Here is a 17,043-nt window from a genome sequence, read left to right as displayed (position 1 = left end):
CATCCCTTCCAACACCTCCTGCACCTCGGCAAAACCCTTCAACCTCCGCTCCGCCCACCTCCCTTCCTGCCGCTCGGACTCCAGGTACAAAAGCTTGTACACCGCCTCTCCCTTGGGAAACTTGTGGTCCCGCACCTTCGTCCCACGCCTCACTTCCCGAATAAACCGCTCCATCAGGTTAGTGCTGCGAAGATAGGGCCAGAGCACCTGGGGGTAATCGTGGAAACGGAGCAGAGCCCCCGAGTTCTCCCACCAGGAGGCCACCAGGGAAGGGTACCTGGCACCCCAGGCCTCCCTCAGCCTCTCCAAAGCACCCAGGGCTTCCTGTCGGCTCCCCGCCATGTACACCCCCTTCAGGTCTTGGGCCAAAAGAGCCCTGTCCCGGGAACGCACCTGCCCCAGGCTAGAGCGCACCATGTGCACCACGCACCGCTGCCACCCCGCCATGGGATAAACCCTCCTGATGGCCTCCTCTATCCCAGGTAGACCATCGGTGACCAACAGCAACACCCGCCTTAGCCCCCTTTCCCAAAGCTCCTTCAGCACCTCCCCCCAGGCATGGGCGTTCTCCGTGGGAAGGAGCCAGAAGCCCAGAACCTGCCTCTCCCCTTTGGGGGTCACCCCCAGGGCCACGTATACGGCCGCCCTCTCCACCCCAAGTCCCTCCCTGAGCACCTTCAAGAAAAAGCCATCCAGGTAAACAAAGGCCATCTCCTCCGGCAAAGGCCGCTTCTGGAAAGCCTCGGCCGCTTCCAGCACCTGGTCGGTGATGGCGCTGATGGTTTCGTGGGTGTACCGGTGGCCCAGCAAGAGGCTCATCACCTCCGCCGCTTTGCGTTGACTCACCCCAGCGGCGTAAAGGGCAATGGCCACCTCCCCCACGTCCACCTGACGGCGGGCATAGGGTTGAAGGAGGCTGGGATAGTATTTCCCTTCCCGATCCCGGGGGATGGCCAGCTTCACCTGGCCAAAGGCGGTCTCCAGCTTGCGGGGGTAGTAGCCGTTCTTGCGTCCCCCGTGCTGGCGCAAGAAGGCTTCCCGGTCGGCGTCCAGGAGAATCTGCAAGACCTCGGTCACCGTCTGCCTCACCGCTTCCCTTAGCATCACCTGCAAGGTATCCTGGTCCACGGGGTACCTCCTTCCTAATCCTGGTACCCCCCTTTTATACACAAACCCCTACACATAATTCCTTACACGACCCAGGCGGAGAAGACCTCGGCCAAGTACGTGGCGGCGGGGGAGGCCCTGGAGATCCTCGCGCGGCAATGGAGAGCGCAAAGCGGCACCCCGCCGCCCTCGGGGGGTAGCCCGTGAGGCGGGCCCTTCTTCCCAAGGGGTGGGGCGCGAGGCTTCTCGCCCTCCTCCCCTTCCTCTTCCTCCTGGCCCTGGCGGACCCGCCCCCGCCGCCCCAGGGACAGATCGACCAGGGGGTTCGGGACTTCCTCACGGGCATCCTCAACGCCATGCTCAACCTCAACGACTGGATCGCCCTCTTCAAGGCGAGCCTCCGGGACTTCCAGGCGGGGGCCTACACCATCGGGCGGAGCCTCATCGTGGTGGGCCTCATCTGGAGCCTGATCCGGGCGGTCTACTACGGAAGCCTGGAGGAGGTCCTGGGGGCCATGGCCCGGGTGGTCCTGGCGGGGGGGTTCCTCTGGTTCGGGGAGGTCCTGGACGAGAGCTTCGGCGGGACGCAGGGCGTGTACTACGCCGTCACGAACACCTTCCGCACGGAGCTCGCGGACGCCATGACGGAGGCCGCCAACAACCTCAAGGCCCTAGGGGCGGTCATCAACCCCCTCTTCACCCTGGTCGCCATCGCCGAGGCGGGCCTCGTCCACGTGGCGGGGACCGCTTTGAACCAGGGGAACCTGTCGGAACTGTCCCAGCAGGTCCTGGCGGGCGTGGGGGCGGCGGCCCAGCTTCTCAACCCCGCCTCCCTCCTCCTCATCCCCTTCGTGGTGATCGCCATGGTCCTCACGGTGCTCATCAGCACCATGTTCATGCTGGCCTCCGCCTTCTGGCCCATCGTGGCGGGGAGCCTGGCCCTTCCCATCGGCCTCGGACCCCAGCTTTTCGGGCGGTGGCTTTCCGTGGTGGTCTGGGCCTTCCTCATGGGGGCCGTCGGGCCTTTCGTGGTGCGGGGGGGCATGGAGCTCGGGGTCTCCCGGCCCGCCGCCTACATCGCCTCCCAGGCGGTGGAGATCGTGAACACCACCGTGGAACAGCTCACCGGCCAGTTCCGGGAGAACCGCCGCATCTTCGCCGAGACCCTGAACGACTTGGCCCTCAGGAACGGGTGGGACCCCACGGTGTGCGGCTTTGAGGTCTTCGTGGACACGGACGGGAAGCTCAACTACCGGAACGTCCCCCCGGACGGCAAGGCCCTCCTCTCCCCCGTGGCGTGCGGAACCATGACCAAGGAGGCCATCGCCCAGGGAATGCGCCAGATGGGCACCTTCGTCCTGGGCATCGGCAAAGGGCTCGTGGACATGTTCCAGGCCTGGGCCCAGACCCTGCTGATGACCGTGGGAGGCATGGCGGCGGCCCTCCTCATCGCGGGCTATCTCTCCAGCCTGGTGGCCACCTTCTTCGGTGGGCTTTCCCTGGCCGTGACGGGGGCGGCGGTGGGCTACGCCACCAGCGTGGCCGCGAGGGGCGTCGGGGGTGCGGGGCAGATGGTGCAACAGGCGGCGGGCGGCCTGGCCTCTGCCGGCCAGAGGGCGTTCACGGCGGGAGTGGAGGGCGTGGGCGGCTACATCCTGGAAAGCCCCAGGACGCCTTCTTCCTGGTGGAGCCCGCCCTCGGGGGGGGATGCCCCGGCCCTGCCGCCCAGCTACCAGCGCACGGTGGAGGTGCGGGCCTCCGGGACGGAGGTGCCGTGGGTGCACCGGGCCGAGTACGGCGAGGGCGTGGGGCCCGCCGTGGTGCGGCCCGCCCCCGGGGTGGGGCAGAGCGTGGGCTACACGGGTCCCGGGGAGGTCCCCTCCTACAAGGGAGCCCCTGAGGCCCCGGGAAGGTGGACCGACCGGGCCAAGGAGGTGCGGCCCCCGGAGACCCCCTCGGGCACCACCCTTCCCGCAGGGGGGCCGCCTCCGGGCAGGTGGATTGACAGGAGCGCTTACAGGAAGGGAGGTGATGAGGAGTGAAGCGCTGGATTGACCGTGGACCGAAGTGGGTCAAAAGGGACCCCTTGCCCAGGGTGGAGTTCCGCCTGAGCGAGGAGGCCTTGGCGGCGCTTCGCGCCCGGCCCCTGGCCCCTAAGGCCCCAGGAAGGTGGATCGCCCGGGCGCGGGGGAGGAGGTAGGTGGAGGCCGCTTCCCTCTTCGAGACCCCACGCCCCCTCAAGGCCCTTCGGGCTTTGGGGTTCCTCCTCTTCCTCGCCACCCTGGGCCTCGTCTTCTACCTGGGGGCGCGGGGGGCCCTCGAGGCGGCGAACGCCCTGGCCGAGGCGGGCTGGGACCGGGCCGTGGGCAGGCCCGGGGCGAGGGGCCTGGAGTTCGCCACCGCCTGCATGCTCAATGTCGCCACCTCGTGCGGAAGCGAGCTCAACCGGCTCTGGGCGGCCCGCCTCAACTACGACCTCCTCCGGCTCGTCCTGGTCCTGGGGTTCGTGGGGGGCCTCGCCCCCTTCGTCTACAGCCCCGCGAGGCCCAGGAAACTCCCGGGGCAGGGGCGGTGGGCCACGGAGAGGGACCTCGAGCCCTACCTCAACCCCAAGGGCGTGGGCTGGTACGGCCAGCTCGGGAAGAGGCCCCTCCGGGTCTCCGAGGGCCAGCGGGTGGCCCACACCCTGGTGGTGGGGAAGCCGGGGCACGGGAAGACCTCGGGGTACTACCTGCCCAACCTCCTCCTGGACGCCAAGGACGGGTGGACGGCCATCGTCTACGACCTGAAGTACCCGGACCGGGAAGGCCTCATGGAGGCCATGGCCTACTACGCCCACCACGGGCGGGCCGTCTACCCCTTCACCCCGTGGGGGGAGAGGTCCTACCGCATCAACTTCCTGGAGGGGGCCGAGGACATCACCCAGGCCAAGCTCATCGCCGAGATCTTCGTGCCCCGGAACCCTAAGGTCCCGGACTCCAAGGAGTTCTACCCGGGCCTCGAGCGGACCCTGCTCCAGGCCCTGATCCACGCCGAGGGGGTGGAGGGGCGGTACTCCCTGGCCCACGTCTACCGGGTCCTGGGGGACGGGGTGGCCGGGCTCAAGGCCTACGTGGAGGTGCGGCCCTACCTGCAGGTGGAACTCAAGACCCTCCTGGAGATGCGGCAGGACCAGCTGGCGGGGATCCTGAACGGGGCCCGGAACCGCCTCTCCATCTGGCTGGACCCGGGCCTCGCCGCTGCCACGGAGCCCGGGCCCATGGAGGTCCCCTGGGCGAAGGTTTTCTCCGAGCCCAGCCTGGTCTACATCGGCGTGCCCCAGGAGCTCATCGGGGACAACGCCTCGGGGTACGTGCTCCTCAAGCTCCTGAAGCGCATCGTGGACCTGAAGACCCTCCAGCACGCTAACCGGAACGGGGGCAGGCTCAAGGTGCCCGTGAGCGTCTACTGGGACGAGTTCCCCAACTTCGGCTTCCTCCCCGGGATCAAGGAGAACCTGGGCACCATGCGCTCCCGGAGGGTGGCCTACCACATCGCCGTGCAGAACACGGACCAGGGGCGGGCCGTCTACGGGGAGGAGTGGGAGGCCATAGAGGGCACCTTCGCCCAGCGGGTCTACTTCCTCTCCGGCCTCTCCGACAACGACGCCGCCCGCCTCTCGGAGGTCCTGGGGGAGACCTCGGTGATGCAGGAGGTGCGGGGGGTGAGCCGGAGGGGCCTTCTCCCCATCCCCACGAGCCGAACCGTGGGGGAGCGGGAGGTGGCCCGGCCCCTCCTCTCCCCGGAGGAGATGCGCACCGCCCCCAAGGGGGAGGCGGTGGTCCTGCTGGAGGGCGCTCCTCCGGCCCGCATGAACCTCTTCGGCATGTGGCGGAAGGAACACCTCCTGCACCGCCTCTGGAAGAAGGCGCGGGAGGCGCGGGTGGAGGAGGCGGGCTTCCCCCTTCCCCGGACGCGGGGGCCCGTCTCCCTCCCCGCCTCCGCTTCGCCCGAAGGGGAGGCCGCCCCCTGGAGCCGGGACCCCTCGAGGCCCGAAAGCCTCCTCCTCTACCTGGAAGCCCTCACCCGGCGGGTGCCCGAGTTCAAGCGGTACTACCGGGGCTCGGAGACCCTTCGCCTGGACCTCCGCCTCCCCGAAGGCTTCCCCACCCCCGAGCCCGCCTGGGTCAAGCTGGGCTGGTGCGAGGTGGAGGGGGAGCCCGTGCGCCTCTCCATCACCCAGAAGGGCCTCGAGGCCATCCAGGGGGCAGACCGGGAGGGGTACCGGGCCCTCCTCCGGTGGTGCCGGGCGGTGGAGCGGTGGAAGAAGGAGCGCCGGGAGGCGCCCGTGCCCGAGGTCCTGGCCTTCCCCCGGGAGGAAGGGGAGCGGGTGCTTTTGGGGAAGCTTTGCGGCGAAGCGGTGGAGGTGAAGGAGGATGAGGTCCTGGTTCGTCCCAGTCTTGGCCTTGGCGGCCTCCGTTGCCCTGGGAAGGAGCTACACCCTGGCGGAGGCGGCGGAGGCGGTGAGGCGGGCCACGGGGGAGGTCCTGGTGCAGGTGGCGGTCCTGGACCTGAAGCCCCTGGCGGAGGCCCTGAGGGAGGCGATGGTGAAGGGAGGGGTGAAGGTGTACCTGCTCACCACGGATAGCGGCCTCACCCACCCGAAGAGCTACGGGCCCTCCCTGGCCCTGGCGGGGGCCGTGGTGCGCTTCGCCCCCCGGGTGGACGGGGAGTTCGTGGTGGTGGACCGGAAGGAGGCCATCCGCCTCCTTCGGGGCTACGTGGGCCTCTCCCTGGAGGGGGCGGAGCCCGCTCCCCTGGTGGAGCGCTTCTACTTCGCCTTCCTCCGGGGGGTGCCCTTCGCGGTGGAGGACTGGGTGCACCGGCTCTACATCCGGGAGTACGTGAAAGGAGGTGGAAGGTGAAGTGGGCGGAGCTTCTGGGTAAGGCGGTGGCCGTCTTGGGGGCCGGGCTCTTCCTTCTCGGCCTCTTCCGGCTGGACGGGGCCGGGGTGGGGGCGGGGCTCGTGGTCCTCCTCTACGGGGTGGGCCTCGCCCTCCTGGCCGGGGTGTACGGGGAACTCAAGGCGGTGCGGGCCCTCCTGGAGAGGGAGGTGGAGAAGGGGTGAGGCGAGCGGCCTACCTGGTCCTCCTCCTGGGGGCGGCCTTCGCGTGCGGCCACGTCCCCCAGGACCTCTGGGCGAAGACGTGGAAGTACGCCCGGGCCTGGGGGGTGGACCCCTACCTGGTGGCCGCCGTGGTGTGGGTGGAAAGCGGCTACTGCCCGGGAGCAGTAGGGCGGGCCGGAGAAGTGGGCCTGGGCCAGTTCATGCCGGGCACCTGGCAGAGGGTTACCGGGGCACCCCTGGAGTGGCGCTCCCATCCCGACTGGGCCTTATGGGCCACGGCCAAGCACTTGCGGGAGCTCTGGGAGGCCACCCGGGACTGGCGGCTGGCCCTCGCCGCCTACAACGCCGGGCTCGGAGCGGTGAGGAGAGGGGCCATTCCCGCCTCCACCCAGAGGTACGTGGAGCGGGTGCTTTCGGTCTACCGGGCCTGGCGGAGGGGGTGATGGAGGCCTTGCCTGCCTTCCACGCCCTCGAGGCCCTGGGCCGGGCCTTCTCCCAGAAGGAGGCCTGGGTCTTGCTCGGGGTGGGGGCCCTCTCGGGGTACGCCCTGGGCCGGGTGGCCCGGGTCCTCCTCCCCTGGACGGCCCTCCTCTACCTGGGGGCGGCCCTCCTCGGGCGGGCGGACCTGGAGAGGCTCGCCCACCACCTTGGGGCGGCCTCCAAGGAGGTGTGGGCCTTCCTCTCCGGCCTCCCCACGGGCCTCTCCCTGGGGGCGGTGGTGGGCTTTTTGTCCGGGCTTTCGGACCGTTGGGAATAACGCATGGTGCGGCTTCGCGAGGGGTTTGACAGGGAGTTCGCGGCGCTCATGGAGAAGCTTCCCCCCTGGGTACGCAAGGAGGTGGAGCCCCACGGGGCGAGGCTGGAGGAGATCGCCATGGACCTCGGGGCCCCCCTGGCCTACACCGTGGACGGGGCCCCCCGCTTCTCGGAGCGGGAGATCACCAAGGAGGACCTGAGCTTCGTCCTTCACCGGGTGGGGGGGTTCAAGGAGAATAACCGGGCCGGGATCGAGGGCACCCTCCACCGGGTCTCCCGCATCCAGTCGGCCCTGGGGGAGATGACGGGCATCACCATCCGGGTGGGGAAGTTCGTGGAGGGGGTGGCGGAGCCCCTCAGGCCCTACCTCCTGGAAAGCGGGGGAAGCCTCCTCGTGGTGGGGCCGCCCCGCACGGGGAAGACGACCCTCCTCAGGGACATCGTGCGCATCCTGGCGGAGAAGTGGGGCCCAAGGGTGGTGGTGGTGGACACCTCCAACGAGATCGGGGGGGACGGGCTCACCGCCCACCCGGGGATCCGGCCCGCCCGGAGGATGCAGGTGCCGGACCCTCCCTCCAGGAACCAGGGGCGGATCATCTACCAGGCCATCGCCAACCACTCCCCGGAGGTGGTGGTGGTGGACGAGATCGGCTACAACGAGGACGTGCAGGAGTGCCTCACCGCCTCCCGGAGGGGGGTGCGGGTGGTGGCCACGGCCCACGGGGAGAGGCTTCTGGACGTGCTGGAAAACCCCGCCCTGCACCCCGTTCTCGGGGAGCCGGACCTGAAGGAGGGGAGGCGGAGGACCCGGCCCTCCTTCGGCACCGCCCTCCAGGTGGTGGCGAAGGGGCGCTACCTCGTCTACCCCGACCTGGCCCAGGCTCTGGACGACCTCCTCCAGGGGAGGGAGCCGGAGGGGGTGGAGCTTAGCGTGTAATGTGTTGCCATAAAAGTTAGAGAGTGGTAGTATGTGGCTATGCGGCGAGTCGCCCTAGCCACCCTTTTGTTGGCGGGTTCGGTGAAGGCCCAGATGGCGGACGTGCCCCCAGGGCATTGGGCCGAGGGGGCGGTGCGGGCCCTCCTGGAGAAGGGCGTCCTCACGGGCTTCCCGAACGGCACCTTCCGGGGGAACCAGGCGGTGAACCGCTACCAGGCGGCGGTCCTGCTCTACCGGGCCTACCTCACCTGGACGGAGGAGGTCCTGGCCCGGGTGCGGAAGGCCCTGGAGGAGGCGGGGGCGGCCCCGGAGCGGATCGCCGAGCTCTACGGGCAGGTGGCCGACCTCCTGGAGGTGGTGCCGGAGGTGAGGCGGGCCCTGGAGGACCAGGGGGTGCGCCTGGAGGCCATGGAGAAGGACCTGGAGGAGGTGCGCCAGGCCCTCCTCACCGCCCTGGAGGCCCAGGCCGCCCTCAAGGACCTGGAGGCCCTGGAGGGGGCGGTGGACCGCTTGGAGAAGGAGCTTGGGGCGCAGAAGGCGGCCCTCGCCCAGATGGAGGTGCGGGTGAAGGCCCTCGAGGCCGCCCTCGCCGAGCTCACCCAAAAGGTCCAGGAGAACGAGGCGGCCCGGGTGAAGGACGCCCAGGCCACGGGCAAGCGGGTCTACGCCCTGGAGGAGAGGACCAAGGCCTTGGAGGAGCGGGTGGACTCCCGGGCGAGGGCCCAGGTCTACGCCGGAGTGGGGGAGAGGGGTCCCTTCGGGGGCCTCGCCCTGGGGTGGGAGGAGGCCCAGGTGCACCTGGGCACCGACCGGGTGGAGGCCTCCTTCGGGGCGGGAAGCGTGCGGGTGAGCTACCGGAGCCTGGAGGGCCGGAGCGAGGCCACCGCCCGGGCCGGGCTCTTCCAGGGCATCCGCCTGGTGGGGGAGCTCGGGGCGGGGGACGGCGGCTACTACTTCGGGGCGGGCTACGTGGAGCACGAGCCCGAAGGCGGCCTCCTCCCCGGGGTGCACGCCCGCATCGGCCTCGGCGCGGGCCTCGTGGGGGGCGAGCCCGGGCGGTACTTTGTGGAGGCGCAAGGAGGCGCCTTCCTGGGCCCCGTGGACCTGACCCTGGGCTACGGACGCTACTTTGGCCTCGGGAGCGGGGACACCCCCTTCTCCGCCCTCTTCGCCACCCTGGTCTACCCCGGGGAGGGCTTCTTTGGGGAGGCGCGCCTGGCCTACGCCGTGCCCCAGGAGGACATCGGGCGGGACCGGGGCCTTCTGGTGGAGGGAGAGGTGGGCTTCCCCCTCGCGCCCTTCCGGGTGAGCCTCCAGGCGGGGTACCGGGACGGGCTTTGGGGGAGGGGCGTGGCCTCCCACGTGGACCGCTTCCGCTTCACCACGGCCACGGGCTTCTACGGGGGCGTGCGGTTGAGCTATGAGGTTCGCTTCTAGCGCTTTCCTGGCCCTTGCCCTCCTCCTTTCCTCCTGCACGGAGCTCCAGCGGGAGTTCCAGGGCCCGGCCCGCCTCGAGGTGGCGGGGGTCAAGGAGGGGGCGTGCGCCACGGTGAAGGTGGGGGGCCAGAGCGCCACCCGGTGCGAGGACCCCACCTTCCGCTTCACGGGGGTGTTCGGGAAGGTCCCCGTGGAGGTGCGGGTGGAGTGGCAAGGGGTGGAGGTCCAGGGCTACCAAGGGGAGGTGGAGCTCAGGCCCGGGGGCATGGCCCGGGTGGAGGTGGCCCGGAGGACCGTCTCCTTGCGGGCGGAGGCCCCCTGGGCGAGCGGCGCCGCCACCTACGAGGCCTGGGTGGACGGGGAGTGGGCCTTCGGGGTGGCGGCCTACCCCGACCCGGCCCCCTCGGGCCTCGAGGGCATGGTCCTGGTCCACCGGGGCGGGGCCTCCTTCCAGGTGCCCACGGCCCCCAGGGCGGTGATCCGGGTGCGGGACGGGGCGGGGGAGGCCCGGGTGGAGGTGGCCTCGCCCCAGGACGGCGGGGTGGTGCGGGTGCCCGAGCCCCGGTACGCCCCCATCCACCTGACCCCGGAGGAGGTGGCCTCGAGGGTGGGGTGCGTGGCGGCCTTCCTCGGGGACGTGGAGCGGGCCCGGTCCTGCACCCCGCCCTTCGCCCTGGCCGTGAGCCCCCCGGACGGGGAGTACCGGGAGGTCCTCCTCGTGGCCTACGCGGACGGCCTCCCCTTCCAGGAGGGGCGGGTGGTGGCCCGCTCCGGGGAGAGCCGGACCGTGCCCCTGGCCCGGAAGCGGGTGCGGGTGGAGCTCACCGCCCCCGGGTTCACGGCGGACGTGCAGGCGGTGGGCGAGGCCTGGCTCCGGGGGGAGGACCAGGAGGGGGTGGCCCTCTACGGCGACCCCCCGCCTCCCGGGTACGAGGGCTACCGCCTGGCGGACCGGGCCATGGTGGTGAACGGGGTGGCGGAGCTCTCCGTGCCCACGGGGCGGATGGTCCTCTTCCGGCTGGTGGGGAGCCGCACCACGGAGGGCGTGGTGGACCTCGTGGACGGCGACCGGAGGGTGGTCCTGCCGTGAGGGAGTGGGTCTCCCTCCTCGGGATGGCGGCCCTCGCCCTCCTCGGGGCCTGGTTCCTCCAGGGCCTTCTCGCCCAGGGGGTCCTGCCCTTCCTCCTCGCCCTCTCCCCCCTCCTCCGGGCCCTCTTCCGGGGAAGGGTGGGGGTCTACTACGGGGGCGCGGTCTTGGGCCTGGCCGGGGCGATGGCGTGGCGGCTTGGCGGCCCCTACGCCGCCATGGCCTACCTGGCCCTGGCGCTGGCGGCGGACGGCTTCCTCCGAGGGGAGGAGGAAGGCTATGGCTTCCTGGTGGCCTTCTTCCCGGCCCTCCTGGGCTTCTACCTGCTTCTGGGGGTGTAGATGGAAGCGCTTTGGAAGGAACTCGCGGACAGGCTCTCCTCCTTTGAGGAGGAGGTGGCGAAGGAGGTTCTGGAGAAGGCGAAGGGGGTCTTCCCCTCCCGGAGGGCGAAGGAGGCCTTCCGGGCCCTCGCGGGGAGGTCTGCCACCCCCCTGGAGGAGCCCCTCCTTCGGGTGGCTACCGCCCTCGTGGAGGAGGGGCTGGCGGGGAGCTACGAGGAGGCCTTTGGCGTCCTCGGGGTGGAGGCGGAGCCGACCCAGAAAGACCCCGCTCCTTCGCAGGCTCCTCCTCCGGCAGAGGCGGCGCAGGCCCCTTCCCCGGTGGAGGCTTCTCCTCCGGTAGAGGCTTCTCCCCCGGCGCCTTCTCCTCCGGTGGAAGCTCCTTCTCCGAGGCAAGCTTCTCCACAAGGCGTTCCCCTGACGGGGAAGCAACCAGCGGGGGCGCCTCCCCCTCCCAGCCGGGCGGAGAAGACCTCCCGGTCCCAGGACCAAAACGAGGCGGCGCGGGACTCGAGGTGGCGGCGGGCCTACCAGGAGGTCTTCGGCCAGGACCCCTCGGAGGACCCCCTCCTCTACCGGGAGCGCCTGGCCCATGCCCTGCTCTTCTACCGACCGGAGCAGGGGCGGCGCCGGGCCTTCGAGGAGGTTCGGGAGGTGGAGCGGCGGCTCCAGGAGTCCCGGGGCCGGGCCCGGGAGCTTCTGGGCTCGGAGCCGCAGGTGGACGTGGGGGCGGCCTACATCCAGCTGGGGAAGCTCTCCGCCCAGCTGGAGGACCTGGCGAGGCGGGTGGAGCGCCTGGAGGAGGCGGTGCAGAAGGAGGCCTCCCGGTTCGGTGGGGTGAACGCCGCTCTTCGGCTCCACCACCAGGAGATCCGGGCCCTGAAGGCCCTGGTGGAGGGCCTAAGAACGGGGGACGGCGTGGACTGGAAGCGGCTGGAGGCGGCGGTGCGGGCGGCCAAGGCCGAAGCCATCCAGGAGGCGGAGGAGCGGATCCAGGGGGCCACGGCCCTGTGGCGGGGCGAGGTGGAGCCGAGGCTCAAGGCCCTGGAGGAGTGGGCCAAGCGCATCACCGAGGCCTTCCGCCGCACCCTCGAGGCCAAGGAGCGGCGGAGGGGCCTCTTCGGGCTCTTCGGAGGTGATCGGTGAACGGGGAAGACGTGGCGTTCAAGGCGGGGGACGTGGTGTTCACCGTTCCCCGGAGCATGTTCCGTGCGGACGTGAACGGCGTGGTCCAGGTGGGGGAACACCAGGTGCCCGCCAAGGTGATCTACGCCGCCTGGGCCGTGGGCGTGGACGAAGGGGTGAAGGCGGGGGTGGTCCTGGGGGCGGGCCTGAGCCTGGTCCTGGTACTCGGGGTCTTGTTTCTCCTCCGGGCGGTGAACGCCTGGCGGGAACGCAGGCGGTGGACGCCCCTGGACCGGGTCCTGAGGTGAGCCGTGCTCAGGGTCTACGCCCAGGCCGCCATCGGCGCCGCCGCGATGCCCGTGGTGGGCTTCATCACGGGCAAGGTGGTGGGGGAGGCGGCGAGCAAGGCTCCCCTCCTGGCGGGGGTGGGCGTGGTGGTCTACGCCGTGGCCCTGGCCGCGAGCTACGCCCACCTCCGGCACTACTACGCCCGCTTTGACGGCGAGGGGGTGCGGGCCTCCCCCTTCATCGCCTTCGCCGTGGAGGTGGCCACCTTCTACCTCTCCTTCGCCTCCGTGGTCCTGGGGAGCGCCTGGGCCCTCTGGGGGAGCCTCATCGGGGCCGGGGTGGTGTTCTGGGGGAACCTGACCTCCATGAGCCTGGGCTTGGCGGAGCGGAAGCGGGGCGTGGACGCCCGGGTGAACAGGGAGGCCCCGGAGGAGCCGGTCCTTGCGGAGACGGGTGCCCTCCAGAAGGGGGGCGAGGCCGTGGACAGGGAGGAGGTGGTCCGGGTGAGGGCGAAGAAGGCCGTGAACGGGGAGGAGGCGGGAAACGCCAGGGCGCCCGCCGCTTTCCCGGTAGGGGAGTCCCCGGAGGTGAACGGGGCCGTGGGGCCCCGGAGGGAGGGGAAGACGGAGAACACCCTCCCCGTTCCCCTAGAGGAGGAGGAGCTCTCTCTTTTGGAGGCCCTCGAGGTCCCCAAGGGGCCGAGCGCCCTGGCCCGGGAGCTCGGGTGGCCCAAGTCCACGGTGGCCAAGAGGCTCCAGCGCCTGGTGAGCCGGGGCCTGGTAGAAGCGAGGGATGGCGTCTACCGCAGGACGGAGAGGGCTTCGGCCTGAGCTTTTGGGGGCCCTGGCGGGGCTACTGGATGGCCCCTGGGGGGCTCCCTTCACCGGGGCCCTATTCGCCAGGCGGGTGGGGTGGAGGGAGGCCTTCTTCTCCGGCCTCGGGTGGCTCACGGCGGGGATGAAGGGGGCCTCGCCCCTCCTCGCCCTCTGGGTGGGGCAGGGGGTCCTGGCCCTCTGGAGGCGGGGGGGCTGGTGGCGCCTAGGGGCGGTCCTCGCCTTCCTCCTCGGGGGCCTCCTCTTCCGGGGCCTGTGGCTCGCCCCCCTAGGGGTGGTCCTGGCCGGGGTCCTGCCCGGAGGATGGCGGTACGCCACATTATGCCCAATTAACTCCCACTATAGCCCCATCTGAAGCCAATTATACACACCAATGTAAAACCTGCCCCTCTCGCCGCAAGTTTACATCGATCCCCACAGTTGCCAGCGTAACTTTCCCCCTTGCAGAAACTTTTCCGGGCAGGGGGGGTTAGACAGATGGCTTAGGTTGACTCAAAAGGAGGCATTTTTCCGATCCTCATCGTCTGAGTCAACCGTTGAGTTAACCTTTTTCTTTAAAAGAGAGAGAGAGAGAGAAATGCTCGTTGACACCGGCACAAAACCCTGAGTCAACCCTTGTGCCGACCCCCCCCTTTTTTGAGTCAACCTCCTCTGAGTCGGTAACTTTGTTGGCACAGGGGTTAACTCAGGGGTTGACTCACAGGAAGAAGGCTCCAGGAGCGATCTGAGTCAACCCGTTCCCCATGAGTCGACCTCCTGGCAACTTGGGGGGGAGGAAAAGTTCCCGGATTTTTTCCCCGAGAAGAAGGTGAGTGTATCTTGACATGGCCCCTCGATGGCGTTAACTTACTACTGAAATGACCCTGAGCTTTCTGGCCAGCCTAACTGCGAAGCGCCAGGAAACCCTGAAGGCCTTCCTGGTCTTCCTGGCCAGGGAAGGGCGCTTCCCTACTGGACAGGAGCTGGCCAGAACCATGGGGATCAACCCCGACTCCGTCTGGTATAGGCTCCGGGCCCTTTCACGGGAAGGCCTTGTTTCCCGGAAAGGGGGGGTTTACACCCTGACGGAGAAGGGGCTGGCCACCGTGCAGGCTTTGGGGTCCAGTGTGTGGAAGGACGACGAGGAGGTTCAAAAGGCCCTGAGGCTTCTAGGATATGGAGGTGCCGCTGAGGATAAACGCTGAAGAAGCCGGGAGGCCCCCTATCCCATCCCGGCTTCCCTCCCCGATAAAAGGGGGGTGCAGGTTCAAATACGCCCCTGCCAGCGTCATTATCCTCCGGGCGGCGCAAAACCGCAAGGGGGAACATGGGAATTCCGAAAAAACCGGCTGTTTTACCGCAAGGCGATCCCATCGAAGCCATCGCCCAGGAGATCGTAAAGGCAGATAAGGGTGGCCGTGCTTACGCCAGCCATTTCCGCCGCCTTGCCCTGATAAAGGACTTCGCTTCGAGGGCGGAGCTGGTGGCCTGGCTTGCCGGCCTCTCCGACAAGGATATCGACTCCCTGGCCAAGCAGTTGCAGAAGGTGGAGGGAAGGCCTCGGCCCCACTTCACCGCCGCCATGAAGCTGGCCCGATCCCTGGCCCAGAGGGAAGCGGAGGAGGCCTCCATGCCTGCCGAGTTCCCTGAGGCCCTCCGCTGGGCCATGTCCCGGGCTGGGATGAGCGTGAACAAGCTGGCAAGGGAGGTTGGCCTGAGTGAGTCTACGATACGGGGTTGGCTGAAAGGCCATAAACAGCCCACATCCAAGGAGCGCATAGAGCGCATCGAAGAGGCTCTGGGCCTCTCCCCCGGAGCCCTTACATCAAGGGTGCGCCGGTGGGAAGTAAAGGACACGGGGGTTTACAAAGAGGGGGTTACCGGGCGCCTTGCGGAGATCGGATCCACCTTCCTGCGCCTGGCCGCCCAGGCCCGGTACGGAAAGCCTGTGGCCGACCTTTCCCCCGAGGAACGCGCGGCCCTGAGGGGAGAGCTTCTTGCCCTTTGGGAACGCCGCTCGGAGAGGCAGATCCGGACGAAGATAGCACGGGAAAAACCCTTCAGCCTCCCCTTCGACCGTTGGCCCGACGGGGTGAAGGAGGGGTGGAAGAAATACGAGGTATGGGCAGGTAGCGAACGGGGAAGCCAAAAGGCGGTGGAGGCTTCCCTGAAGACGGGCTCTGTTCCGCGGCGAAGGATAAGCCAGGCCACACTGAGCATGCGCCGAGGGGAGGTGGAAAGGTTCCTGGGCTACCTGGTCCAGGAAAGGGGGTTTCCTCTTAAGGATCTTTCCCTGGACCTCCTGGGGGATTACGACCTGGTCTGGGGCTACCTGAACTGGCGCTGGGAACGCTTTGAGGGCTCTGGTGTAGCGCAGGTAACGACGAGCGACGAGAAGGTCCTGGACGCAATCCTGCACCTCATCCGGAAGGGATTCATTAAGGGGGACCTGGAGAGGCTCAAAGAACTCCGACGGGTTGTTGGCCACCATAAGGTGGAAAATCCCGGCTACCACAACGTGGAACCCCTTCTGGAGGAGGAAAACCCCCTGGACTGGGTGCGCCGGGGCATCGCCTTCATGCTGGAGGACCTGGCCAGCATGGTGGGGGACCTCCTGAACCCCTCCTTTGAGGGGATACCCGGCAAGGAGGCAAGAAGGGAAGCCCTCGCCCTCTACCGGGATGCCCTCATCTGGTGGGCCATGAGCATCCACCCCCTCCGGGCCAGGCACTGGTACGGGGCCCGGATCAACTGGGAGGGGCTGGACAGGCTGGACCAGCGGGGAAACCTCTACCGGGACCCGGAGGGGCGGTACCACCTCCTCTACCGCCCGGAGGAGTTCAAAAACCAGCACAGCGCCGTCTTCCGGCACCAAGGGGACAAGCCCCTGCTATTCCCTCTGGATGAGGACCTTCCCCCCTTCGAGATGGAGGTGGGAGGGGTCCGCTACCGCCTGAACAGCCTGGTGGACACCTACCTGCGGGTGGTCCATCCCCTGCTGGCTCAGGTCCAGGGGGATAGAAACATCCTCTTCCCCGGACTGTACAGCCCAAAAGCCCTCCACAAGATGTTTAAGCGGCGTAGCCCCTACGTCCTGGCCCTGCCCGGGGTTCCCAGGGGGCTCAGGCCCTTCGGCCCCCACTCCATGCGGCACATCGTGGCCACCACGGCGGTGAAGCGGACGAAAAGCCTAGAGCACGCGGCCAACCTCCTCCTGGACAGCATCCAGATGGTGCAGCACCACTATGCCCGCTTCCTCCCCGAGGACCGCTACAGGGCGAGCCTTGTGGCCCTACACGGGAGGAGCAAATGAACCTGCACGAGCTGCTCCTCGAACGGATCGATGAGCTGGTGGGGGAGCTCCTCCCAGGTGCCCAACGGCTGAGGCACGAGTTCCGGGCGGGATCCATCGATGGGGAAAGGGGCAGCAGCCTCAGCATCGATGCCAAAACCGGCCTCTGGATCGACCACAACCCGGGAGCTCCTGAACCCCGGCAGGGCAACCTCCTCACCCTCATCCAGGCGGTGAAGGGCCTCTCCCCCGAGGAGGCCTTCCGCTGGGCCAGGGAATGGCTGAGGGGGCGCGGTGTGGACTTAGAGGCTGTCGTAAAAGGGTGGTATTCTTGAGGGATGAGCTCTAGACGATCTTACCCCAGCGACCTCAGCGATGCGGAGTGGGCCCTCCTGGAGCCCCTCATCCCAGCCCCCAAGCCCGGCGGCCGACCCGCCAAGGTGCCGAGGAGAGAAATCGTTAACGCCATCCTTTACGTCCTGGAAAACGGCATCAAGTGGCGGGCTATGCCCCATGACTTGCCCCACTGGTCCACCGTCTACCACTACTTCCGCAAGTGGCAGAAGGAAGGCATTTGGGAGAAGGCCGTCCAAGCCCTGGCCCGCCAGGACCGGGAACGAGAAGGGAGGCAAGCTTCGCCCAGCGCTCTGGTGATGGATAGCCAGTCCGTGAAGACCACAGAAAAAGGGGGCCCCGAGGGAACGACGGGGCGAAAAAGGTCAAGGGGAGGGTCAGCCCGTAAGGGCTAATCTTGCCT

Annotated in this window: 19 protein-coding genes and 1 pseudogene; 19 read left to right on the top strand and 1 reads right to left on the bottom strand. The window is 68.8% G+C overall.

The features are described 5' to 3' along the window. Positions 1 to 1,170: IS256 family transposase (locus QT17_RS04975; protein ID WP_039457202.1), on the bottom strand; the 1,170-nt coding region annotated here is incomplete at its 3' end. 140 nt (positions 1,171 to 1,310) lie between these two features. Here QT17_RS04975 and QT17_RS04970 point away from each other — a divergent pair. The 19 genes and pseudogenes from QT17_RS04970 to QT17_RS04885 all read left to right on the top strand — a co-directional run bounded on the left by QT17_RS04970 (position 1,311) and on the right by QT17_RS04885 (position 17,035). After that, positions 1,311 to 3,149 carry a hypothetical protein gene (locus tag QT17_RS04970; protein WP_039457197.1) on the top strand — a complete coding sequence of 613 codons (1,839 nt, stop codon included), beginning with the start codon at positions 1,311 to 1,313 and terminating at the stop codon, positions 3,147 to 3,149. Beyond that, positions 3,146 to 3,307 carry a hypothetical protein gene (locus tag QT17_RS13970; protein ID WP_167764531.1) on the top strand — a complete coding sequence of 54 codons (162 nt, stop codon included), beginning with the start codon at positions 3,146 to 3,148 and terminating at the stop codon, positions 3,305 to 3,307. The genes QT17_RS04970 and QT17_RS13970 overlap by 4 nt, the downstream gene beginning before the upstream one ends. Continuing rightward, entirely contained in the window at positions 3,308 to 5,734 is a 2,427-nt protein-coding gene (locus tag QT17_RS14865; protein WP_039457194.1) for a type IV secretory system conjugative DNA transfer family protein, read from the top strand. Next, a pseudogene (locus QT17_RS14860) lies at positions 5,625 to 6,011 on the top strand (hypothetical protein); the annotation flags it as partial. The gene QT17_RS14865 and the pseudogene QT17_RS14860, both read left to right, overlap by 110 nt. After that, on the top strand, positions 6,008 to 6,214 hold the full coding sequence (locus QT17_RS04955; protein WP_039457191.1) for a hypothetical protein: 207 nt from the start codon (positions 6,008 to 6,010) through the stop codon (positions 6,212 to 6,214). The pseudogene QT17_RS14860 and the gene QT17_RS04955, both read left to right, overlap by 4 nt. Further along, complete coding sequence (locus tag QT17_RS04950; protein ID WP_039457187.1) at positions 6,211 to 6,657, top strand: lytic transglycosylase domain-containing protein; 447 nt, start codon at positions 6,211 to 6,213, stop codon at positions 6,655 to 6,657. Before QT17_RS04955 ends, QT17_RS04950 begins: the two co-directional genes overlap by 4 nt. After that, positions 6,657 to 6,971, top strand: a complete 315-nt coding sequence (locus tag QT17_RS04945) for a hypothetical protein (RefSeq protein WP_038043781.1) — start codon at positions 6,657 to 6,659, stop codon at positions 6,969 to 6,971. Before QT17_RS04950 ends, QT17_RS04945 begins: the two co-directional genes overlap by 1 nt. 3 nt (positions 6,972 to 6,974) lie before the next feature. Next, a complete protein-coding gene (locus tag QT17_RS04940) occupies positions 6,975 to 7,907 on the top strand; it encodes an ATPase, T2SS/T4P/T4SS family (protein ID WP_039457182.1) in 933 nt (310 codons plus the stop codon). Between the two features lie 39 nt (positions 7,908 to 7,946). Then, positions 7,947 to 9,344, top strand: a complete 1,398-nt coding sequence (locus QT17_RS14855) for an S-layer homology domain-containing protein (RefSeq protein WP_039457178.1) — start codon at positions 7,947 to 7,949, stop codon at positions 9,342 to 9,344. Further along, on the top strand, positions 9,328 to 10,434 hold the full coding sequence (locus tag QT17_RS04930) for a hypothetical protein (RefSeq protein WP_039457177.1): 1,107 nt from the start codon (positions 9,328 to 9,330) through the stop codon (positions 10,432 to 10,434). The genes QT17_RS14855 and QT17_RS04930 overlap by 17 nt, the downstream gene beginning before the upstream one ends. Further along, entirely contained in the window at positions 10,431 to 10,772 is a 342-nt protein-coding gene (locus tag QT17_RS04925; RefSeq protein ID WP_039457174.1) for a hypothetical protein, read from the top strand. Before QT17_RS04930 ends, QT17_RS04925 begins: the two co-directional genes overlap by 4 nt. Continuing rightward, positions 10,773 to 11,915 carry a hypothetical protein gene (locus tag QT17_RS04920; protein ID WP_039457171.1) on the top strand — a complete coding sequence of 381 codons (1,143 nt, stop codon included), beginning with the start codon at positions 10,773 to 10,775 and terminating at the stop codon, positions 11,913 to 11,915. Further along, positions 11,912 to 12,202, top strand: coding sequence for a hypothetical protein (locus tag QT17_RS04915; protein ID WP_039457168.1), 291 nt, complete (start codon positions 11,912 to 11,914; stop codon positions 12,200 to 12,202). The genes QT17_RS04920 and QT17_RS04915 overlap by 4 nt, the downstream gene beginning before the upstream one ends. A 3-nt stretch (positions 12,203 to 12,205) precedes the next feature. Continuing rightward, positions 12,206 to 13,012 (top strand): helix-turn-helix domain-containing protein, encoded by an 807-nt coding sequence (locus tag QT17_RS04910; RefSeq protein WP_039457165.1) that lies wholly within the window; start codon positions 12,206 to 12,208, stop codon positions 13,010 to 13,012. Then, complete coding sequence (locus QT17_RS04905) at positions 12,975 to 13,370, top strand: hypothetical protein (RefSeq protein WP_235283762.1); 396 nt, start codon at positions 12,975 to 12,977, stop codon at positions 13,368 to 13,370. The genes QT17_RS04910 and QT17_RS04905 overlap by 38 nt, the downstream gene beginning before the upstream one ends. 502 nt (positions 13,371 to 13,872) lie before the next feature. Next, entirely contained in the window at positions 13,873 to 14,199 is a 327-nt protein-coding gene (locus QT17_RS04900; protein ID WP_039457162.1) for a winged helix-turn-helix transcriptional regulator, read from the top strand. Positions 14,200 to 14,477: 278 nt separating this feature from the next. Then, entirely contained in the window at positions 14,478 to 16,307 is a 1,830-nt protein-coding gene (locus tag QT17_RS04895; protein WP_039457160.1) for a helix-turn-helix transcriptional regulator, read from the top strand. Further along, the gene (locus tag QT17_RS04890; protein WP_039457158.1) at positions 16,304 to 16,621 is read left to right on the top strand and encodes a hypothetical protein; all 318 of its coding nucleotides are present in this window, start codon (positions 16,304 to 16,306) and stop codon (positions 16,619 to 16,621) included. Before QT17_RS04895 ends, QT17_RS04890 begins: the two co-directional genes overlap by 4 nt. 3 nt (positions 16,622 to 16,624) lie before the next feature. Then, on the top strand, positions 16,625 to 17,035 hold the full coding sequence (locus QT17_RS04885; protein ID WP_039457155.1) for an IS5 family transposase: 411 nt from the start codon (positions 16,625 to 16,627) through the stop codon (positions 17,033 to 17,035). The last annotated feature ends 8 nt before the right edge of the window (positions 17,036 to 17,043 follow it).

The organism is Thermus sp. 2.9 (genome assembly GCF_000794385.1).
Lineage (GTDB): Bacteria > Deinococcota > Deinococci > Deinococcales > Thermaceae > Thermus > Thermus thalpophilus.
Note: the sequence above shows the minus strand (reverse complement) of the source record. Positions and strands in the feature narration are given on the sequence as shown.